Here is a 20,677-nt window from a genome sequence, read left to right on the forward strand (position 1 = left end):
CCCGAACAGAGCCATGCACATGGTTGCGGTGGCCCACCGGCTACCGGTCGATGGACGCCAGTTCCGCCAGCAACAGGGCTTCGGCCAGGCAGGCCCGTTCGAAGTTACCGAGATGCAGGCTCTCATCGGTGCTGTGTGGCCGGCTGTCCGGGTCCGCGCCGGGGCTGGTAACCAGGATCGCCGCTGCCGGGAAGGCGGCGGCGAATTCGCCGACGATCGGGATGGAACCGCCACCGCCGATCTCCACCAGGTCGGCGCCGTACCCGGCGCGGTAGGCGACGCGGGCGGCGTCGAATGCCGCGCCGCGCGGTTCGATGACGTGAGGCTGGACGAGGTCGCCCTCATCGACACGCACCCGTAGGCCCCATGGCGCGTGTTCCCGCAGGTGTCGGGTCAGTGCTCGTAATGCGCTCGACGCGTCGTCACCCGGGGCGACCCGAAGACCCACCTTCGCCCTCGCGACAGGAGGGAGCGTGTTCGTCGCGCCGGCCACGGTGGGCGCGTCGACCGCCAGCACCGTCGCGGCCGGCCTGGCCCAGATCCGCTCGGCGAGGCTGCCGTCGCCGATCAACCGCGCCTCGTCGAGCACCCCGGCCTCCGCGCGGAACCGGTCCTCCGGGTACTCCACCGTCGGGGCTGTCCAGGAGGCCAGGCCGTCGATCCGGACCTCGCCCCGGTCGTCGTGCAGCGTCGCCAGCAGCCGACAGAGCCCGGTGAGAGCGTCCGGCGCCGCCCCGCCGTACGTCCCGGAGTGCGCGCCGTGCCGCAATGCCCGCACCTCGACCACGCAGCTCACCATCCCGCGTAGGGTGGTGGTCAGCGCCGGTTGCCCGGCACGCAGGTTGTCCGAGTCGGCGAGGACGACGACATCGGCCCCGAGCCGGTCGCGGTACCGGCGCAGGAAGCCGGTCAGGTTCGGTGAGCTGATCTCCTCCTCGCCCTCGACGAGTACGGTGACGCCGACCGGTGGCCGGCCCCGGAACGCCCGCAGGGCGGCGAGATGCGCCGCTACTCCGGCCTTGTCGTCGGCGGTCCCCCGTCCGTACATGCGGCCGTCGCGTTCCACCGGTTCGAACGGTGGGCTGGTCCAGCCGGCAAGGTCGCCGGCCGGCTGGACGTCGTGGTGGGCGTACAGGAGCACGGTCGGTCGTCCCGGTGGCGCCGGATAATGGGCGAGCACCGCGGGTGGTCCACCCGCCGCGCCGGCCAGCACCTCCACCTCGGCCGCGCCCGCGTCGTCGAACAGCCGGGCGGTCAGCTCCGCCGAGCGGCGTACCGCCCCGGCGGCGGCGGGGTCGGCGCTTACCGACGGGATGCGTACCAGGTCAGCCAGGTCTCGCCGCACCTGAGGCATCAACTGCCGTACGGTCTGGCGCAAGTCATCATGCATGGCGTGTCTCCGTTGTCGTAGTGGATCGGACCTCCGCGGGCTCTGGCGTCTCGTCCAGGGCACCGTCCCGCCAGGCGAGCCAGACCGCGGCGAAGATCACCGCTGCCACGACGGCGAAGCCGACCGGATAGCCGACCGGCCCCACCAGCAGGCCGAAGCCGACTGCGCCAATCCCCATCCCGCCGTCGTAGGCAAGGTTCCACAACGCGCTCACCTGACCGAATCCGGATCGGGAGACCCGCCTCAGCATCAGTGCCAGGGTGACGGTCTGGGCGGCGCCGAAACCGGCCCCGAACAGAGCCATGCCGACCAGCACGGCCACCGGACTGTCCAGCCAGACGGCTCCGGACGCGCCGACGGCGGCGACGAGCACCGACGGCACCAGCAACGGGCGAGGGGAAGCCAGCCGGTCGCCGATCCGACCCGCCAGCCACCGGGTGACGGGCGCGGCGCCGGCCTGTGCGAACAGCGCCCACGCCGCCAGGTCACCTGTCCCGGCCGGCAGCGCGAGCGGCAGGAAGGTCACGAAGACCCCGGCGGCCAGGGTGGTAGCCGCGAAGATCAGCACCTGCCGCCGCAGTCCGCCCGTCCGCAGCCCGCCGAGCACACCCCGGTGCCGCCGGTCCACCGCCACCCGGCGCACCGGCACCCAGGGCATCGCTACCAGCCCGACCAACGAGCAGACCGCGGCCACGACGAACACCGGCGCGAACCCCACCCGGTCGACCAGCCACATCCCCAGCGGCAGGCCAACGATCCACGGGATCCCGACGGCGAGCCCGTACAGACCCAGCGCCTCGTTGCGGCGCGCGGCCGGCGCCAGTTCCGCCGCGAGCGCGGTCCCGAGGACCACGACGATGCCGAGCCCGGCCCCTCGGGTCAGGGAGACCGCCAGGATGAGCGGAATCGAATCGGAGACGGCCAGCGACACGGTGGGGACGGTGAGCAGTAGCACTCCCGCCACCAACACCGCCCGGTATCCGAACGCCGCCAGCAGGCGCGCCACGACGAGTTCGGCGACCACGGTGGCCAGCATCAACGCGCCGGTGGTCAGCCCGGCCACCGCCGCACTGGCGCCCGCCGTCGCCGCGTAGAGGGGAACCACCGGCAGCAGCAGGGTGAAGCCGAGCAGGGCCGTGAACCCGGCGACCAGAAGTGCCAGGAAGGGCCGGGTGAGGATCGGCGTCCGGCCACCGGCGGGCCCGTCACGGCGGGCGCCGGTGCCGGCCGTGGCCGTGGAAGGGACGGAAGACATCGCCCCATTGTTCAGCGGACCACAGCAGCCTGGCAGTGGCGTCGGTGCCGATATCCGCTAACTTAGCGCCATGACGGTGACGGCGCGGCCCACCGGCACGGGTCCCCGGGTGGCCGTACTGGCCTATGACGGCATGTCCGTCTTCGAACTGGGCATCGTGACGGAGGTCTTCGGGACGCCCCGGCCGGAACTCGGCGTCGACTGGTACGACCTGGCGATCTGCGCGGAGAGTCGACGGCCGGTGCGGCTGCTCGGTGGCGCGACGATCTCCACCGGAAACGGGCTGGACGTGTTCGCGACGGCGCAGACCGTGGTGGTCATCGGAGTCGACGACCCGCACGGAGAGTTCTCCCCCGCCCTGATCACCGCGCTGCGGGCGGCGCATGACCGAGGGACGCGTATCGTGTCCATCTGTTCCGGCGCCTTCGCGCTGGCGGCGGCGGGGCTACTCGACGGTCGGCGGGCGGCCACCCACTGGAGGTACGCCGACCTGCTGCAACGACGTTTCCCCGCGGTGCGGGTCGACCCCGACGTGCTCTACGTCGACGACGGCGACGTGCTCACCAGCGCCGGGAACGCCGCCGGCCTCGACCTCTGCGTACACCTGATCCGGAAGGACTTCGGGCCGAGCGCCGCCAATGCCGTGGCCCGACGTCTGGTCATCCCGCCGCACCGGGAGGGCGGGCAGGCGCAGTTCATCGAGGCCCCCGTCGCCGTCGATGTCGACGACGACCGGATCGCCCAGAGCATGTCGTGGGCGATGAGCCGCCTCGACCGGCCCATCGCCGTCGACGACCTCGCCCGGCACGCGCACATGTCGACCCGCACCTACCTGCGCCACTTCAAACGCTGCTCCGGGACCAGCCCGATCCGCTGGCTGATCGGGCAGCGGATCCAGGCGAGCCTGACGTTGCTGGAGACGACCACCGCCTCGATCGACGACATCGCCGCCGCGACGGGCTTCGACAACGCGGTGACCTTCCGCCACCACTTCCTGCGGACGATGCGCACCTCACCGACGGCGTACCGGCGCGCCTTCCGACGCGCGGACAACCGCCGACCGGACGCGATGTGAACAGCGTGTTTCTGCCCTCGGTAAACCGGAGGCCACGGTGCGGAGGCCATCGATAGGGTGAGTTAATGCCGCCACGCCTGCCGCACCCCGACCCCGGCGTCCCGGACACCAGAGGTCCCGTGCGGTACCTGTGGTGGCTGGTCCGCTGCCAGTGGCCGCGTGCCCTGCGCGGCAGCCTCGTCGGCACGGCGTGGATGATCGGGCTGGCGAGCCGGCCGTACCTGATCGCGCGGGCGATCGACGATGGGCTGCGGACCGGTGACACGCGGGCGCTGCTGGGCTGGGTCGCGGCGATCGTCGGTGCCGGCGTCGTCCTCGCGTACCTGGGAATCATGCGCCATCGGACGATGACCTTCCTTCGGGAGGACGCGACGGCACGCTCGTCGCAGGTGGTGCTGCGGCACATCGCGCGGCTGGGCGCGGTGCTGCCACGCAAGGTCGCGGCGGGCGAGGTCGCCACCATCGGCGGTACGGACGTGACGCAGACGTCGTGGGCGCTGACGATGACCGGCCCGGGCGTGGGCGCGATCCTCGCGTACGCGGTCGCGGCCGTCGTGCTCTGGTCGGTTGACCCGCTGCTGGCCACGTTCGTGCTGCTCGGTGTCCCGGTGAGCGCGATCGTCGTGGGTCCGCTGATGGGCCGGTTGCAGATCGTCGACACCGCCTACCGGCACGAGGTGGGGCTGCTGACCACCCGGGCGGCGGACATCGTGGCCGGACTACGGGTGCTCGCCGGCGTGGGCGGCCGGGACCTGTTCGCTCGCCGTTACGCCACCCGGTCGCAGAGCCTGCTCCGGCAGGGCTACCGGGTCGGCGCGGTCATCAGCTGGGTGCAGGCGCTGACTGTCGGCATCCCCGGGCTGTTCCTCGCCGCGATCGTCTGGCTGTCCGCGCGGATGGCGGCCGAGGGGCAGATCACCGTCGGCGAGTTGGTCGCCGTCTACGGTTACGTCGCGGTCCTGGTGGTCCCGGTGTGGTTCCTGCTGGAAGGCAGCTACATGGCCGTCCGGGGGGTGGTCGCGGCGCGCCGGATCATCGCCGTCCTGCGGATCAGGCCCGACGACGCGGGGGCGACCGGCGCCGGGCCGGGTCCCGCCGGTCCCGCCGATCTGCACGACCCGCGGTCCGGGCTGACCGTCCCGCCCGGTCGGATGATCGGCGTCGCGGCCGAGGACCCGGCGGACGCCATCGCGCTCGCCGACCGCCTCGGCCGGTACGTCCCGAGCGAGGTCACCTGGGGTGGGCTGCCGATCAGGGGTGTCGACCTGGCCGAGGTGAGGTCCCGGATCCTCATCGCCGACCACGACTCCTACCTGTTCGCGGGCGCCCTGCGTGACCTGCTGCGGGTCCGGGACGGCGCCACCGACGCGCGGATCGCCGCCGCCATCCACACCGCCTCCGCGGACGACATCGTCGAGTCGCTGCCCCGCGGTCTCGACGAGCCGATCGAGGGCCGCGCCCGCAACCTCTCCGGTGGCCAGCGCCAGCGGATCCGGCTGGCGCAGCACCTGCTCGCCGACCCAGACGTGCTGATCCTCGTTGATCCGACCTCGGCCGTCGACTCGCACACCGAGGCCCGCATCGCCGACCGGTTGCACGCCCACCGGGCCGGGCGGACCACCGTCGTGCTCGCCACGTCTCCGCTGCTGCTCGACCGGGCGGACGCGGTGGCCTACCTGCGGCGGGGACGGGTCGTCGCCGTCGGCAGCCACGACGACCTGATGGCGACCGAACCCGACTACCGGACACTTGTCGCCCGCGACGCCGACGAGTCCGAGTCCGACGCCGCCGGCGTGGGGGCGGCGCGATGAGGGGATTGCCCGTCGCCGACAAGGCGACCGTTCGTCAATCGATGGCCGAACTCGTCCGCGCCGAGAGGCGCTCGCTGAGCCTCGCGCTCGTGCTGCACGTCGCCGCCGCGATCGCCGGGCTCGCCTCGCCCTGGTTGATCGGGCGAATCGTCGACCGGGTCACCGCCGGTGCCTCGGCCTCCGATGTGAACATGCTCGCGCTGACGATCGGGGGCTGCGTCCTGGCGCAGATCCTGCTGTCCCGCACCGCGCAGAACGTCGGCAACCGGTTCGGCGAACGCGCCAACGCCCGGCTCCGCGAGGACTTCGTCACCCGTACGCTCGGCCTGCCGATCTCGGTCGTCGAGCGGGCCGGCACCGGTGACCTGGCCACCCGCAGCTCTGTCGACGTGACGACCGTCGGCACCGCCGTCCGCCAGGTCGTCCCAACGGTGCTGATCTCGGCGATCCAGCTGCTCCTGATCGTCGGCGCCGTGTTCCTGCTCCATCCGCTGCTCGGCGTGGTCGTCCTCGCCGGCACACCGACGACGGTCGCCGTCGCCCGCTGGTACCTGCGTCGGGCACCGCGGGCGTACCTGGCCGAGGGGGAGGCGGCGTCGGAGCTGACCGAGTCGTTGACGGCGACCGCCGAGGGCGCGCGGACCGTGGAGGCGTTGCGGCTCACCGAGGAACGGATCCGGGAGGGCACCGCACGGGTCGGGCGGCAGTGGCGCACCCGGCGGGCGACGTTGGCGCTGCGTACGGTCTTCTTCCCGGTCGTCGAGGCCGGCTACGCGCTGCCCGCCGCGGCGATGCTGCTCGCCGGCGGGTACTTCCTCGCCAACGGCTGGGTCACCCTCGGTGCGGTCGTCTCCGCCGCCCTCTACGCCCAGCAGACGATCGAACCGTTGGACCGGATCATGATCTTCCTGGAGCAGGCGCAGCGGGGCATCGCCTCGCTGGCCCGCGTTCTCGGCATCGGCCTCGTCCCACCGGAGCCGCGCGGCGTCACGTCGGCGCCCCCCGGCCAGCAACTCGCCGTCCGTGACGCGCGGTACTCCTACTCCGGGGGTCACGACGTCCTGCACGGCATAAACCTGGAGGTACGCCCGGGCGAGCGGCTCGCCATCGTCGGTCCCTCCGGCGCCGGCAAGTCGACCCTGGCCCGTCTGCTGGCCGGAATCGACGCGCCCCGCACGGGCATCGTCAGCCTCGGCGGTGTCCCGGTGACCGATCTCGACCCCGCCGAACGCCGCCGCCGCATCGCGCTGCTCACCCAGGAACACCACGTGTTCATCGGTACGCTGCGCGACAATCTCGCGTTCGCCGCACCCGACGCCAGCGACGACGACATGCTCGCCGCTCTCATCGCGGTCGGCGCCGACTGGTACGCCGACCTGCCGGACGGTTTCGACACCGAACTCGGTGACGGCGCGCGGCAGCTGAACCCGGCGGACGCGCAGCAACTGGCGCTGGCCCGGTTGGTCCTGGCCGATCCGCACACGCTGATCCTCGACGAGGCGACGGCCGCGCTGGACCCGACGACCGCGCGCCGCACCGAGCGGTCCCTCGCGGCCGTCCTCAAGGGACGGACGGTGATCGCGATCGCGCACCGTCTCTACACCGCCCATGACGCGGACCGGGTCGCCGTCCTGGAGAACGGCCGGATCACCGAGCTGGGCAGCCATGACGAGCTGGTGTGCGCCGGTGGGGCGTACGCGGCGTTGTGGCACTCCTGGCATGGCGGCAGGGCGTGAGCGCGGACCGAGCGGCAGCCGGAATCAACGGGTGTGGTGAAGGCGATCGCCGCCTGCGGCAGCGCCACCCCGTGCCGGCGGCACACCTCGGCGATCCGGACGGCTCGCCGGCGCACCGTGGCCGGCACCGGCTGGTAGTCGTACATCAGGCCGGGTTCCGCCGTGGCGAGCACGCCGCTGTTGAACACGCCGGCGGCCAGCACCACCACGCCACGCTCCCGGCAGCGGGGCAGCAGGCTCCGCTGCGCCGACTGGTCCAGCAGTTTCCTATTCCGGCTCCGCCGAAGCCCACCTGGCTCACCGACACGCCTGACCTGCCGATCGGGCGGTTCATGGGCTGCCCTCCCCGGTCCCGCGCGCCGTCGGCCGTCAGCATACGTGCGCGCGGACACACCGACAGCCCGCCGGTCTGCCGGCGGGCTGTCGGTCAGCTCAGTAGCAGACGTACCCCCCGCTCGTGACACCCAGGGCGCCGTCGGTGAGGTCCTGCAACTGGCCGAAGTAGCAGCCCTGTGAGAGGGACTGGTTGTACCAGATGTAGCCGCGCACGTCGCCCGTGTAGATCCAGAACGGGCCTTCGTCCCAGCCGACCTGCCCGGGGCCCGAGTATCGCAACCGGATGTAACGGGCCGCTCCGGCGTTCTTGTCGTACCAGACCGTGATCTTGGTCGAGCCCAGGGTGTTACCGGGGACCACCCGGATGCACAGGTTGCCGTTGCCGAGGTTGCGGCACGCCTCCTGCGACGGCGCGATCGCGGCGGACGCCGGGGCCCCGGCGCCCAGCGCTCCCACAGTGGCCATCATGGTGGCGGCAACGAACAGGGACAGCTTTCTCAGCATGGTGCTCCTCTCTATCGCTAGGCCATGTCCTTGCCGTGCTGCGCGGCACGGGCGAAGGCGGCCTGACCTTCCGGGTTGGGATGGAACGCTCCGGAGAACGACGGGTCCAGGTAGCTGAAGTCGTGCAACCATGGGTCGTCACCGCCCCGCTCGCACAGCCGGTGGCCGACGAACTCCGGGTTGAGGCTGAGGTAACGGATGTTCCGGCCGGCGGCCCGCATGTCGAGCACCAGGTCGGCCAGCGTGTTCTCGAAAAGGGTGGCCATCTCGTTGAACCAGTCCAGATGCTGGTTGGTGATGGTGCCGTAGGCCCCGGTGCAGTCGACGTCGCGGTCGGCGTGAGCGGAGAACAGGGCGGGATAGCCGAGCACGACGACCCGGGCCCGGGGCGCCCTGCGGGTGATCTCCTCGTACACCGTGCGTAGCTTGGTCATGGTGAGGTCGATGACGTGTGGCTGGTACTGCCGCAGGGGCAGCGGGTCGACCCGACCGTTGCGTTCGAGCCGGAAGCCGTCGTCCAGGCAGTCGTCGAACGGATCCAGCATCAGGGCGCAGCCCTGGAGGACGGTGCTGTAGGACATGTCGTTGCCGCCCATGGTGATGGTCACCAGGTCGGTGTCCTCGTCCAGGTAGCCGCGTTCGAGCTGCTGCTCCTCGCCGAACCGCCAGTCCTCACCACGCCACGGAGTGGACTCGCCGGTGTTCTCGTCCGGCCGGTCCACCGCCGCGTCCGTCATCGCGACGGTGGTGGCCCCGGCACACGACTCGAAGTGGAACTCGTACAATTCGGTTCCTCTGGCGTGCTCGGCGATCCGTACGCCGTTGTGGGACACCCGTTTGGCGAACGCGTCCGCCGCCGCGCGGTGGCAACGGTCCTCCTGTCCGCGCCACCGGAAGTCGCTGTTGTGTTCGTACGGCTCGTTGCCCTCACCGCTGGCGTAGCTGTCACCGAGGGCGACGTAGGTGTACGGCTTACCGGCGAGCGGGACAAAGGCCATCGCGTCCCAGGCGACGTCCCAGGTGCCGTCGCCCTTGTTGTAGAGGTTCGTCAGGGTGACGTCCGATCCCGGGGCGAGCCGGAAGCTGCCGATGTCCGCCCAGGTGCCGCGCCTGTCCTGGGAGAACTGGTTGACCACACGGGACCGGGTCGTGCCGTCGGCGAGCGACACCGTGTAGAGCGCGGTGCGGGTGTGCGCGCCGTGGTCGGGAAGCTTGGCCAGCACCCGGTACCAGCCGGTTCTCGGCAGGTTGGGAGTCCAGGTTCCCTTGATCTCGTGCGCGTTCTGCGGATGGTTCCAGGTGTGGCTGAACCAGAAGTGGTCCCCCCAGCCGGCCCCGACCTGATGCAGGTCGATCTTGGACCGGTACTCCCCCGCCCCGTCCTGGGCGAACCAGAAGTCGAACGTGCCGCCCAGGTTGGGCCTGGAACAGCCGCGTACCGGCGCCACCGGCGTGTCGTCGACGACGATCGCGGTGGACGGCAGCGGGCCGGGGCCGCACTCGGGCGGGTAGTTGCGGCCCTCCGCACCGGCCGGTTCCGGATCGCCGGCCGCGTAACTTGGTGTGGCGTACCCACACTGGGCCTGACAGTTGGACTTCCACGTCACCGGCTTGTTCCACCAGCAGTGGAAGTCGGCGCGGGCGCACGCCTCACCGGCCCGGTTGATGTCGCAGTGGATGGCGGCCGTGCAGAACAGGTCCAGCGGCGGCTGGATGGCGTTGTGCCGGTCGGTGTTCGTCAGCCACCAGGCCGGTGCGAAGCCCGCCTGCCATTCCCCCGGGTCGGTCAGCTCCACCTTGATGATGGGGAACGCCGCCCATCCCAGGACCTTCTCCGGGTACGACCAGTCCTGCGGATGGCGGGCGTCGTCCGGGTCGGTCTCCAGGAAGGCGTTGCGGTCCCGCGGGTACGACGCGTTGGCGAGATTGTTGGTGTAGCCGAGGCCCCAGTTGCCGTCGGCGTCGGTGCAGGTCGGCGACGGCGCGCAGCCGTTGGGGTTGCCGGTCTTCGCCGACGGGTTCATGCCGGTGTTGTAGGCCCAGACGGCGGCCCACCAGTTCTCCGGCCAGCGCGGGTCGCCATCGTTGATCACGATCCCCGCCGACCGGGTCTGGTTCCACTTCGACTGCAGGATCTGCAGCGCCGCCGCGATGTTTGTGGCGTAGTCGAGCGCGATCGCCCGCTTCTTGGTAGCGGTCATCCCGGTGTCGGACAGCCGCATGCCGTCGGTCACCTGGCCGACACCGTAACCACAGTCGGACTTCGCCCAGTTGATGTCCCACTCGGACGGGTCGTATCCGTCGGCACCCGACGCGGCGAGGCCGTAGAAGTTGCCGATCAACGGGTTCCCGGTGAGCCCCTCGACGGTGTGCCGGGACGCCTGCCAGAGGTTCGACTCCTGGGCGAGTACGCCGAGCAGGATCTGCGGCGGCACGGTCCCGCCGCCGATCAGGTCGATGGATCCGAACATGCCCTGCGGCGTCCACGCCGGCAGGCCGGTGCCCTTCCAGTTGGTCGGTCGGCCGACGGCCAACGCGTCCCGGACCGCCAGGTTGGCCGCCCATTCCACCTGATTCCAGTGCGGCTGGTAGGCCCTGGTGGCCGGGTCGTTGCGGGCCACCGCGCAGGCCCGGTCGCCGTCCCAGGGCTCGTCGACGGCAGCCCGCACACCCGCCTTCGCCGCGGCGCCGGACCCCGGTGCAGCGGTGCCGTTGACCGGGGCCGGTCGCACGAGGAAACTGGCGGCCCGTCGGGTGGCGACGACCGTCGCGTCAAGCCGGACGGCCCGCTGCCCGTCGGCCCTCGGCGCCAGTTCGGCGGGCAGCGGGTCACCCGCCCGGGCGGCGGCGTGCCGCACCACCAGTTGGCCCAGCGACGAGACATCACCAGCGGGCGCGGCGTCCACCCGGGACACCCCCGCCGGCAGCGGCCCGATCGGTACGGCTCCACCGGTGAGGAACACCCGGCCGCCGGCGCCGCCGCTGACGCCCACCTGCCCCAGCGGCCCGCGGGCGAGGTCCGTCACCACGCCGGGCGTGGCCCGCCGAGCGAGGGCGGTCTTTCCATGCTGTTGCAGGAACACGACGCCGCCGCCCGCGTCGGCCCGGACGCGGAACGGCAGCGATGTCGTCGTCGCGAACGGTGACCGCCGGCCCGTGGGGTCGATCTGGGCGAATCCTCCGTCGTACGCGGTGACCACCCGGTCACCGACGGGGACCGCCGAGGTGGCCTGGCCGGGCAGTTCCGCCCGTAACGAGAGCCGGCCGCTCGGAGCGTCGAGCCAGTGCAGCCGGGTCTTTCCCAGGTCCTGCCCGGCCTGGGTGAGGACGGCGGTCTCGGCGGCGCCGCAGCCGGGATTGAAGTAGGCGAGGGTGGAGCCGATACCGAGTTTGCGTACGGCGCCGGTGCCGAGGTCCACAACGGCGGCGAACGCACCCCGGTCGAACAGCTCGGCCCGGTTGGTGAACTGCCGCGGCGCGTAGACCACGACGATCCGCCGTCCGGATCCGGTCAGGCATGCGTTGCCGATCCACCGGTCGGTGTCGAGCCCCGGCTCGGTGAGCGTCGCCGCGGTGCGCCACGTGTATCCCGAGCGGGAATCCGCCACCAGCACGTGGAGTCCGGTCGCGTCGCCGCTTGTCGTCCACGCGACGTCCGGCGACGATCGCCAGTCGTGGGGCAACACGGTGTCGCGTTGCGCGGGATCCACGGTGGATGGTGGTGGTGCCGCAGTGGTGGGCGCGGGCGCCGCCGGCGCAGTGGGTCGCGCCGCGTGGACTGGTACGACGGTGCTCGAAACGACGGTCAGGCAACCCACCACCGCCGCCACCAGATGCCGCAACATGCAGACCTCCCCGGGCCTCGACTGCGGCAACTCCATCAGCGGCGGGCTTCATCCAGGCTTCACCCGCGCTATCCGGCCGTGCGACGTGGGCACCCTCCCGCTTTCCGGTCAGGTCCAGTTGATGCGCTGGCGGAGCAGGGATCGCTCGGCCGGATTGGTGGTCAGCGCGAGCGCGCGTTCGTCGGCCGTCCGGGCCTCGTCGCCGCGGTCGAGGTCGCGGAGGAGTTCCGCGCGGGTGGCGTGGAAGAGGTGGTAGCCGTCCAGCTCGCCGCCAAGCACGTCCACATCGGACAGCGCCGCCGCCGGGCCGGCGACGTAGCGTAGGGCGATCGCCCGCTGCAACCGGGTCACCGGCGAGGGGGCAAGACGCAGGAGCATGTCGTACAGGAGGGTGATCTGCGTCCAGTCCGTGTCCTCCCAACGGGCGGCCTCGGCGTGGCAGGCGACGATCGCCGCCTGGAGTTGGTACGGCCCGGGGCGCCTGGCGGCGGCGGCGCGGGCGATCAGCCGACCCGCGTCGGCGATCGCCTCGTTGTCCCACCGGGCGCGGTCCTGGTGCGGGAGCTGGACGATCTCGTTGTCGTGGTCGAAGCGGGTGGCCGCCCTGGCCCGGTGCAGTCGGATCAGCGCGAGCAGACCGGCCACCTCCGGCTCGGTGGGCATCAGGTGGTGCAGCAGGGTCGCGAGGAACTCGGCGTCCTCGGTGAGGTCGCGGGACTGCGCCCGCTGCCCGCCGCTGGACAGGTATCCCTCGTTGAAGAGCAGGTAGACCACCGCGAGGACCTCGGACAGCCGGGCGCCGAGTTCGCCGGCGGAGGGAATCCGGTACGGGATGCCGGCGTCACTGATCTTTCGTTTCGCGCGGGTGATCCGCTGACCCACGGTGCTTTCCGGAATGAGGAACGCCTTGGCGATCTGGGCGGTGGTGAGACCGCACACCACCCGCAGGGTGAGCGCCACCTGAGCGGTGCGGGGAAGGGCCGGGTGGCAACAGGTGAAGATCAGTCGCAGCCGGTCGTCGGGTTCCGGTCCGGCCGGCCCGGGCACGAGAGCGAGCTTCTCGCGGTGGCGGCGCTGGCTGCGGAGGGTGTCAAGGCCACGGCGCCGGGCGACCGTGTACAGCCACGCGTCGGGCCGTGCCGGGATGCCCTCGACCGGCCAACGACCCAGCGCGATCTCGATGGCGTCCTGCACGAGGTCCTCGGCGGCGGAGAAGTCCCCGACGAGGTGCACCAGGGACGCGGCGAGCTGGCCGGCGTGGTCACGTACCACGCGGGCCAGCTCGCCGTGCGAGGGTTCACTCACGACGCGATGCCACCGCTCACGCCGCGATGGGCCGGATCTCGACGACGGGGCAGGCCGGCCACGACCGCACCAGCCGCAGGGCCTCGTCCAGGTCGGCGACGTCTATCTCGGCGTAGCCGCTCACCACCTCCTTGCTCTCCAGGAACGGGCCGTCGGTGACCAGCGGCTCGCCGCCGTCGAGGCGTACGGTGGTCGCGCTCTGCGGCGGCATGAGGTGCCGGTGATGAGTGATCTTGTGTTGGTTGTCGGCGAACCACTGGCGCACCCGGGCGTATGCGCGTTCCCGTTCGGTGTCACTCATCGCCGCCAGGTCCGCCGCGAACTCCTCGGTGTCCACGAACATCAGCACGTACTTCATCGGTCGCTCCCTTGGCTCGGGCCGTCGTACATGGCGGAGAGCCGCCGCCCCATCTCCTCCTCGCTGACGTCCTCCAGGTGGCTCGCGATCACCCAGCCGTGCCCGAACGGGTCCACGACGAAGGCGTCCCGGTCGCCGTAGAACTGGTCCGTCGGGGGGCGCCGGAGCGTTGCTCCCAGCTCGACGGCTCGGGCCACCATCGCGTCGACGTCCTCGACGTAGATGAACTGGAACACGGGGGTACCGGCCAGGCCATCGACAGGTGGCGCGGCGGTGTCCCGCTGCGGGTCCTCATCCTCGACGATGACGACGGAGTCCCCGACACACATCTCCGCGTGGGCGATGGTGCCACCCGGTCCGGGAAACCGCATCCGCTCGGTGGCGCCGAACACCTCGCCGTAGAACTCCAGCGCCTTGGCGGCGCCCCGCACGACAAGGCAGGATGTGACCCGGCGATACGTATCGGGGATCGGACTCGGTCTGGCGGCGGTTGTCATGTCGATCGTCCTCCTTCGGTGCGTCTCTCTACCAGGTAGACGACCGGCGGTCGGCCCGATCCGACATCCGGCCCGACAATTTACCGCCGGACCGCCGGACCGATACCGTCGCCGGTATCGTTGGCCACCTGTTGACGCTTCTCACGACGACGGCGGGCACGGTGCTGCTGCACCCTCACAGTGGTGGACGACTCAGACCGGTCGACCTGGCCCGCGCGCACGGCCTGTCCACCCAGGCGATCAGGAACTACGAGGCGGCCGGGATCCTTCCGCACGCCGACCGCACCCCACACGGCTACCGCGCCTACACCCCGCTGCACGCACACGCGCTCCGCGCGTTCCTCACCCTCGTGACCGGCCACGGGCACCAGACCGCCGCGTCGATCATGCGGGCGATCAACCGGAACGCGACCGAGGACGCGCTCCGGCTCATCGACGAAAGCCACGCCCAACTGCTCGACGACCGCCGCACCCTCCGCGCCGTCGAGGCCGCACTCCGCGACCTCGACCCGGTTCCACTGGAACGCGGCGACACGTTCGTCGGTCCCCTCGCGCGACGGCTCGGCATCCGCCCGGCCACCCTACGCAAATGGGAACGCGCCGGCCTGGTCCAGCCGCGCCGCGACGGACAGACCGGCTACCGGGTCTACAGCACGGCCGACGTACGCGACGCGCTGCTCGTCCACCAACTCCGGCGGGGTGGCTACCGGCTGGGGCAGATCGCCCCGCTGATCAACCAGGTCCGCTCCGCAGGCGGCGTCGCCCCTGCCGAATCGGCCCTGCGGGACTGGCAGGGCCGCCTCTCGGCCCGAGGCCGCGCCATGCTCACCGGCGCCGCCGCACTGGACGCGTACCTCGACGCCCGCCCCGACCCCGACCGCACGCGGACGGCCACCGGAACGCGATTGGATCTCGAACGGGAGTAGGCCGGCTACATATAGTCTGGGCATGGACGATCTCGTACGCCTCGGTAGCGGAAGCGGCGGTACTCGACCGGACCGTGCCGGGAGCCTGGCCGGGACCCTCAGCGGTCCCACGGTTCGCCGATGACGGCCGTCGGCTGGATCGGACTCGGCGCCATGGGCGGGCGCATGGCGCGCCGGCTCGCCGCCGCCGGTCACCACCTCACGGTGTGGAACCGAACGCTGAGCCGCGCCGAGGAGTTCGGCGCAGGCACCGGGGCACGCGCCGTCGGCACCGCGATCGAAGCGGTCCGTGACGCCGACGTGGTGTTCCTGATGCTGGCGGATCCCGCCGCGGTGGTGGCCGTCACCGAAGGGCCGAACGGTGTCGCAACGGCGATCCGGGACGGCGCGATGGTGGTGGACATGTCCACGATCGGCCCGGCGGCGGTGTCCCGGCTCCGATCAGCGCTGCCGGGGCCGGTGCCGCTGATGGATGTACCCGTACTGGGCAGCCTCGCCGAGGCGGAGGCCGGCGAACTCACGCTGCTGGCCGGCGGGCCCGACGACGCGGCGGCCCACCTGTGGCCGTTGTTGTCGCTGCTCGGCCAACCGGTCCATGTCGGTCCGAGCGGCGCCGGTGCCGCGGCGAAGCTCGTGGCCAACCTCGCGCTGCTGGCCTCCATCGGGGTGCTCGGGGAGACCCTGTCGATCGCCGACGCGCACGGCCTGCCGAGGGACGTCACGTGGCGGATCCTCGCCCGGACCCCACTTGCCGGCCAGGTCGACCGGCGCCGGGCGGCGACTGAATCGGACGCGTATCCGCCGCGGTTCCCGCTTGCTCTGGCACGTAAGGACACCGACCTCATCACGGCCGCCGCGGACCGTTGCGGGGTGGAGGCACCGTTGGCTCGCGCCATCCAGCGGTGGTTGGCCGATGCGGAGACCGCAGGACTGGGTTCCCTCGACTACACCGCCATCCTCAGACACATTCCGTCCTCGCCCGGGACGCGGACATGACGGACCCCGGCGGAGGGAGCCCCGGCGCTCGAAGGGGCGTCGTGTTCGACCTCGACGGCACGCTTGTCGACACGATGACGACCGCCCCCACCGTGTACACCGACACGATCCGGAGCCTGGGCGGGCCGGAGGTCCCACCGGCCACCGTGGTCGCCACCTGGCACATCGGCGCCCTTCCGGTGGTACTGGCGCACTTCCTGGGCCGCCGGGTCACCGCCGACGATCTGGCCGTGTTCTATCACCATTTCGAGACGGCCGTGGCGGGTGTACGACCGTTCCCTGGCGTGCTCGACGTGGTCGACGAGTTGCGCGGGGCTCGCTGCCGGCTCGGCGTCTTCACCGCCGCCACCCGACGCGCCGCGACGCTCGTCCTGGCCAACACCGGTCTCGACCGGCTCTTCCCGGTCGTGGTCTGTGGAGATGACATCGCCGAGCCCAAACCCGCACCGGACGGTCTGTTGTTGGCCTGCCGACGGATGAGGGTCGACGTCGCCGAGACCGCGTATGTCGGCGACGCCGAGGTGGACCTCAGGTGTGCCGAGGCGGCGGGGGCGTTGGCGGTACACGCCCGCTGGGGCGTCACGTCCCCGACGCCGGTGAACGCCCGGGTCGTGGCCTACCGACCCGCCGACGTCCTCGAACTGCTCGCAGCGACGCCCATCAGGCCCTGACCGGGGCACCCGCCCTGGCCAGCGCCGTACTCGACCGGCTGTTCCCGGTCGCGTAACGGTGACTACGGTGGTGACATGGGCAGACCGACACGCTGGGTGACCAATACGAAGCCTGGACACGCATATGCCGGGCCGCGCTGGCTGGTCGGTGACCTCGCCGAACTGGACCTCGCCACCCAGGGCGAGCCGGCACCGTTCGACGCGGCCGGGCTGCGCCACGAGCACCGGTTCGCCACCTGGGACCGGCGTCCATGGCGGGACGATGCCGACTTCGCGGTGACCGTACTGCGGAGGCCGACCGAACGATGAGCGAGCGTCCGGAGCACCAGATCGGCGTGCTGTTCGACGTGTTCGCGCTGGCCGAGCGGGTCGGTCAGCTGTTGCGGCTGGCGCTCGGGCCGACCGGGCTCAAACCCGTCGAGTACGGCATGCTCAGCCTGCTCACCACGGTCGGTCCGGCCACCCCGTCGGAGATCTCCCGGATGACCGGGCAGCCGGCGTCAACCATGTCCGGTTACGTCGCCGCCCTCACCCGACGGGGGTTGATCCGGCGCGAGCCCGCTCCAGGCGACGGGCGCTCGGCGTTGCTGGTGCCCACCGACGAGGGTCGGCGGCTGCACATGGCGGCCACTCGGCCGGTCCACCAGCTCAGCAGCCGGCTGCGGGACGAACTGGGAATGCCGTTGGCGGACACCCGGGCGGCGTTGCTGGAACTGGCGGCGGCCGTGGACCGCACCATCGCGGCGGCCGGCTCCGCCAGCGCGGTCGGATCGAGTGCGGCCGGACCTGTCACCCCGAATGGCGGGCGGTAGGCAGGTAACGGTTCGGGGACGAGGCAACAAACTGGTTCGGATTCGAAGTATCTTGCGGGGACCAACCATCCACGCGAGGAGACCCACCGTGCACCGTCGCCGATTCATCGCCGCCTCCGCGGTCGCGCTCAGCGCCGCCGCCGCACCGCTGCCACTGGCCTCCGCCGCTCACGCCGGGCGTCGGCTACCCACCCGTTACGTCGTCTCCGACAAGCCCGGCGTGCTACCCGAGGGCATCGGCATCACGCCCGACGGCACGATCTACGTCACCGGCAGCGGCAACGGTGACCTCTACCGCGGCCACGTCACCCGGGACAGGCTGCACCCGTTCGCCTCGGGCGGCTCCGAGCGGCCGTTCGCCGCCGGCGTCCACCCGGACCGCCGCGGTTGGATCTTCGTCGCCGCCCGCGCGACCCTTGACGTCCACGGCCGCGACGGCCGGCTGCTGGCCCGGCGCACCGGCAGTTCCGGTCCGGTCGGGGAAACCTTCCTGAATGACCTGGTGGTCACCCGCGACGCCGTCTACGTCACCGACTCCACAAACGCCGTGCTCTGGCGGGCGGCCCTGCGCGGCCATCGCCTCGGATCGTTGGAACGCTGGCTCGACCTGCGGTCGCTGGTGCCCGGCATGCCGGCGCAGTACTTCTTCCTCAACGGCATCGACGCCACGCCCGACGGCCGCGCGCTGATCGTCGCCTCCCAGGGCCTCGAATCGCTCATCCGGGTCGACGTCACCACCCGCACAGCCAGCCTCATCGATCTCGGTGGCACCAGCTTCGGTCCGGACGGTCTCGTCCTGCGTGGCAACCACGTCTACGCGGTGCTCAACTACGCCGCACCGGACGGTCAGGGGGTCTACGTCGCCCGGCTGAACGACGACCTCACCACCGGCAAGATAATCGCCGGGGTCGTCGACCCGGCCTTCGACAGCCCGACCACGCTCGCTCTTCATGACCGACGGGTGTACGTGGTCAACAGCCAGTTCGACCACGCGCCCGGCACGCCCCCGTACACCGTTGTCACCGTGCCCGACCCGTTGCGCTGAGCCAACCGACGGGGTCGTACGGGCGAATCGGCGTGCTGACCGAGGGCAAGCGAAGACCTGGGTCTCCGCTGAACCCCACCATCGATAGCGCACCGGTCGTCGCCCACTTCTGTGCCAGCCACCCGGGTCGCCCCCGATGGGGTGGCGACCGCGGCTGGTGATGACTGCCGGGACGAACGTCACGGTGCGGTGCTCGACGTCCGACGACGGCCGCTCCACGAAGCCTGGCCGACGCCGGCCGCGCCGACCCGGCCGGCGAGCGGGGCGAGCGCCAGCCAGAGCAGGACGGCGCCCAGTCCTTCGACGAGCCGCAGTACTCCGTCCGCCTGTCGGCCGGCGGCCATCAGGCCGATCCCCGTCACGACCAGCAACACCCGCCATACCGGAACGGTGTGCCGCGCCGCCGCCACCACGACGAGCGCCAGCAGCCCGGCGAAGAGCAGCATCGGGCCGATCATGAAGAAGACCAGTTCCACACCGGGGACGGCGAACACCTCGTCGTAGCGATCCGACATCGCCGCCTTGTCGGCGGCCCGCCAACCGACCGCCAGGTCGATGACCATTTGTACGACAAGCGTCGCCGCCCCGGTGAACGCGACGGCGAGGGCCACCCGCCCGGTGGACGAGCTGCCAGCCATGCGGTACAGGCCGTACGCGGCGGCTCCGAAGAGCACGAAGCTGACGATCCAGAGCGCGTGCGCGACGTCCCAGCCGATGTTGGGTCCGGCACTTCCGCCGAGACGCATGACCACCCATCCGGCCAGCCAGACCAGCGGCGCCGCCACCAGTCCGGCGGCGGGCAGGCGGGCCGGCCACGAAGAGCGGGTGTCGACAGTGTTCGATCTCATGGCTGGACAGTAGGCGGCGTCGATATTGCCGCACATCGGTGGTGCCCCGGACCGCGTCCCCGATTCTTCGCTGCGGGCGTACCCGTACGGAGCCGCCACCCGCCCGGCAGCACGTCAGCCGACGCACGCTCGACGGTCCGTTCGCGGCGCGCCTGGCCGCGGTCGGCGGGGGTATCGGCGGTGGCGGTGCGGATGGTTGCCGAGACCCCGATCACATCTGGGGCGGGCCTGTCACATTCCGAGTACGTGGACGGCTCGTATCCACAACGGCGACGGGAGGGTCCACATGCCCCACACTTCACCAGGTTCGTCGACCTTCTCGGGCGAAGGCGACCCGCGGGCAGCGGCACCGGTGGTGACCAGCGCGACACGAACGTTCAACGACCATCGGGAACTGCTGTTCTCCATCGTCTACAACATGCTCAGCAGCGTCGCCGACACGGAGGACGTGTTGCAGGAGACCTGGCTGGCGTGGGCTCACCGGATCCAGAGGCCGGGTGCGGGCCGGGTCGACAATCCCCGCGCCTATCTCGTCCGGATCGCGGTGAACCGGGCCCTCGCGCAGCAGTCCGTCATCAGTCGTCGCCGGGAGACCTACATCGGACCGTGGCTGCCGGAACCGCTGGTCCACCCGCTCCCGGACAGTCCCGGGTCGGACGACGCCGCCGAAGCGGCGGTACGCGCCGAGTCGGTGTCGATGGCGCTCCTGGTGGTCCTGGAAACCCTTGCTCCGCTGGAACGGGCCGTGTTCGTCCTGCACGAGGTGTTCGGCTACGCCCACACCGAGACCGCGCAGATCCTCGGTCGCACTCCCTCGGCGGTACGCCAGCTCGCCCACCGCGCGCGCGAGCACGTGCACGCTCGACGCCCCCGCTACCGGCCCGACCCTCGGGTGCGGCAGCAGGTGACGGAACGCTTCATGGCCGCCACGTTGGGCGGGGACCTTGACGCCCTCCTACAGATCCTGGCGCCGGAGGTGACGCTCTGGGGCGACGGCGGAGGTCAAGGAGCGGGGGGTCTGCGACCGCTGCGGGGCCGGGACAAGGTCGCCCGGCTGGTCACAGCCCTCGCTCCCCGCCCCGGCACCAGCCTCGAGATCACGTATCGCAGGGTCAACGGTGACCCATCGGCGCTGCTGTACGCCGGCGACACGCCGTACGCCGTCATCGTCCTCGACCTCACTCCGGACGGCGACCAGGTCTGCGGAATCTATGCCATCGCGAACCCCGACAAGCTCGCCCACATCGACTGAACACCGAGGAACTCA

General features: G+C 71.5%; 17 protein-coding genes and 1 pseudogene. 10 read left to right on the forward strand and 8 right to left on the reverse strand.

Going from position 1 to position 20,677, the window contains the following annotated elements:
• Positions 1 to 40: 40 nt before the first annotated feature.
• Positions 41 to 1,390 carry a dipeptidase gene (locus tag ACFQUZ_RS25010; RefSeq protein ID WP_377446349.1) on the reverse strand — a complete coding sequence of 450 codons (1,350 nt, stop codon included), beginning with the start codon at positions 1,388 to 1,390 and terminating at the stop codon, positions 41 to 43.
• Positions 1,383 to 2,645, reverse strand: coding sequence for an MFS transporter (locus ACFQUZ_RS25015; RefSeq protein WP_377446350.1), 1,263 nt, complete (start codon positions 2,643 to 2,645; stop codon positions 1,383 to 1,385). Before ACFQUZ_RS25015 ends, ACFQUZ_RS25010 begins: the two co-directional genes overlap by 8 nt.
• A gap of 70 nt (positions 2,646 to 2,715) precedes the next feature.
• Here ACFQUZ_RS25015 and ACFQUZ_RS25020 point away from each other — a divergent pair, with 70 nt between their 5' ends.
• The 3 genes from ACFQUZ_RS25020 to ACFQUZ_RS25030 all read left to right on the forward strand — a co-directional run bounded on the left by ACFQUZ_RS25020 (position 2,716) and on the right by ACFQUZ_RS25030 (position 7,267).
• Positions 2,716 to 3,720, forward strand: a complete 1,005-nt coding sequence (locus ACFQUZ_RS25020) for a helix-turn-helix domain-containing protein (protein WP_377446351.1) — start codon at positions 2,716 to 2,718, stop codon at positions 3,718 to 3,720.
• A 65-nt stretch (positions 3,721 to 3,785) separates the two neighbouring features.
• On the forward strand, positions 3,786 to 5,531 hold the full coding sequence (locus tag ACFQUZ_RS25025) for an ABC transporter ATP-binding protein (protein ID WP_377446353.1): 1,746 nt from the start codon (positions 3,786 to 3,788) through the stop codon (positions 5,529 to 5,531).
• Positions 5,528 to 7,267 (forward strand): ABC transporter ATP-binding protein, encoded by a 1,740-nt coding sequence (locus ACFQUZ_RS25030; protein ID WP_377446355.1) that lies wholly within the window; start codon positions 5,528 to 5,530, stop codon positions 7,265 to 7,267. The genes ACFQUZ_RS25025 and ACFQUZ_RS25030 overlap by 4 nt, the downstream gene beginning before the upstream one ends.
• Before the next feature lie 432 nt (positions 7,268 to 7,699).
• On the opposite strand, the gene ACFQUZ_RS25035 is transcribed toward ACFQUZ_RS25030, so the two are convergent.
• The 5 genes from ACFQUZ_RS25035 to ACFQUZ_RS25055 all read right to left on the reverse strand — a co-directional run bounded on the left by ACFQUZ_RS25035 (position 7,700) and on the right by ACFQUZ_RS25055 (position 14,046).
• The gene (locus ACFQUZ_RS25035) at positions 7,700 to 8,107 is read right to left on the reverse strand and encodes a hypothetical protein (protein ID WP_377446357.1); all 408 of its coding nucleotides are present in this window, start codon (positions 8,105 to 8,107) and stop codon (positions 7,700 to 7,702) included.
• Positions 8,108 to 8,124: 17 nt separating this feature from the next.
• Positions 8,125 to 11,952, reverse strand: coding sequence for an SGNH/GDSL hydrolase family protein (locus ACFQUZ_RS25040; protein WP_377446358.1), 3,828 nt, complete (start codon positions 11,950 to 11,952; stop codon positions 8,125 to 8,127).
• Positions 11,953 to 12,060: 108 nt separating this feature from the next.
• Positions 12,061 to 13,257, reverse strand: coding sequence for an RNA polymerase sigma factor (locus tag ACFQUZ_RS25045; protein ID WP_377446360.1), 1,197 nt, complete (start codon positions 13,255 to 13,257; stop codon positions 12,061 to 12,063).
• A gap of 16 nt (positions 13,258 to 13,273) precedes the next feature.
• The gene (locus tag ACFQUZ_RS25050) at positions 13,274 to 13,615 is read right to left on the reverse strand and encodes a YciI family protein (RefSeq protein WP_377446361.1); all 342 of its coding nucleotides are present in this window, start codon (positions 13,613 to 13,615) and stop codon (positions 13,274 to 13,276) included.
• Positions 13,612 to 14,046 carry a VOC family protein gene (locus ACFQUZ_RS25055; protein WP_377446363.1) on the reverse strand — a complete coding sequence of 145 codons (435 nt, stop codon included), beginning with the start codon at positions 14,044 to 14,046 and terminating at the stop codon, positions 13,612 to 13,614. Before ACFQUZ_RS25055 ends, ACFQUZ_RS25050 begins: the two co-directional genes overlap by 4 nt.
• Positions 14,047 to 14,243: 197 nt before the next feature.
• On the opposite strand from ACFQUZ_RS25055, the gene ACFQUZ_RS25060 reads away from it, so the two are divergent.
• The 6 genes and pseudogenes from ACFQUZ_RS25060 (at position 14,244) to ACFQUZ_RS25085 (ending at position 18,562) form a co-directional block, all read left to right on the forward strand.
• Entirely contained in the window at positions 14,244 to 15,038 is a 795-nt protein-coding gene (locus ACFQUZ_RS25060; protein ID WP_377446365.1) for a MerR family transcriptional regulator, read from the forward strand.
• Between the two features lie 120 nt (positions 15,039 to 15,158).
• Positions 15,159 to 16,034 (forward strand): NAD(P)-dependent oxidoreductase, encoded by an 876-nt coding sequence (locus ACFQUZ_RS25065; protein ID WP_377446367.1) that lies wholly within the window; start codon positions 15,159 to 15,161, stop codon positions 16,032 to 16,034.
• 41 nt (positions 16,035 to 16,075) lie between these two features.
• Entirely contained in the window at positions 16,076 to 16,705 is a 630-nt protein-coding gene (locus ACFQUZ_RS25070) for an HAD family hydrolase (RefSeq protein ID WP_377446368.1), read from the forward strand.
• Between the two features lie 114 nt (positions 16,706 to 16,819).
• A pseudogene (locus ACFQUZ_RS25075) lies at positions 16,820 to 17,014 on the forward strand (SAM-dependent methyltransferase); the annotation flags it as partial.
• A complete protein-coding gene (locus ACFQUZ_RS25080) occupies positions 17,011 to 17,517 on the forward strand; it encodes a MarR family winged helix-turn-helix transcriptional regulator (RefSeq protein ID WP_377446369.1) in 507 nt (168 codons plus the stop codon). The pseudogene ACFQUZ_RS25075 and the gene ACFQUZ_RS25080, both read left to right, overlap by 4 nt.
• Before the next feature lie 88 nt (positions 17,518 to 17,605).
• The gene (locus tag ACFQUZ_RS25085) at positions 17,606 to 18,562 is read left to right on the forward strand and encodes an SMP-30/gluconolactonase/LRE family protein (protein WP_377446371.1); all 957 of its coding nucleotides are present in this window, start codon (positions 17,606 to 17,608) and stop codon (positions 18,560 to 18,562) included.
• 179 nt (positions 18,563 to 18,741) lie between these two features.
• Here the strand turns inward: ACFQUZ_RS25085 and ACFQUZ_RS25090 are convergent, their stop codons facing one another.
• On the reverse strand, positions 18,742 to 19,410 hold the full coding sequence (locus tag ACFQUZ_RS25090) for a hypothetical protein (protein ID WP_377446373.1): 669 nt from the start codon (positions 19,408 to 19,410) through the stop codon (positions 18,742 to 18,744).
• A gap of 286 nt (positions 19,411 to 19,696) precedes the next feature.
• On the opposite strand from ACFQUZ_RS25090, the gene sigJ reads away from it, so the two are divergent.
• Positions 19,697 to 20,662, forward strand: a complete 966-nt coding sequence (sigJ, locus tag ACFQUZ_RS25095; RefSeq protein WP_377446374.1) for an RNA polymerase sigma factor SigJ — start codon at positions 19,697 to 19,699, stop codon at positions 20,660 to 20,662.
• Positions 20,663 to 20,677: the final 15 nt, after the last annotated feature.

The sequence above is a fragment of the Plantactinospora sp. GCM10030261 genome (assembly GCF_042666615.1).
Classification (GTDB): domain Bacteria; phylum Actinomycetota; class Actinomycetes; order Mycobacteriales; family Micromonosporaceae; genus KBS50.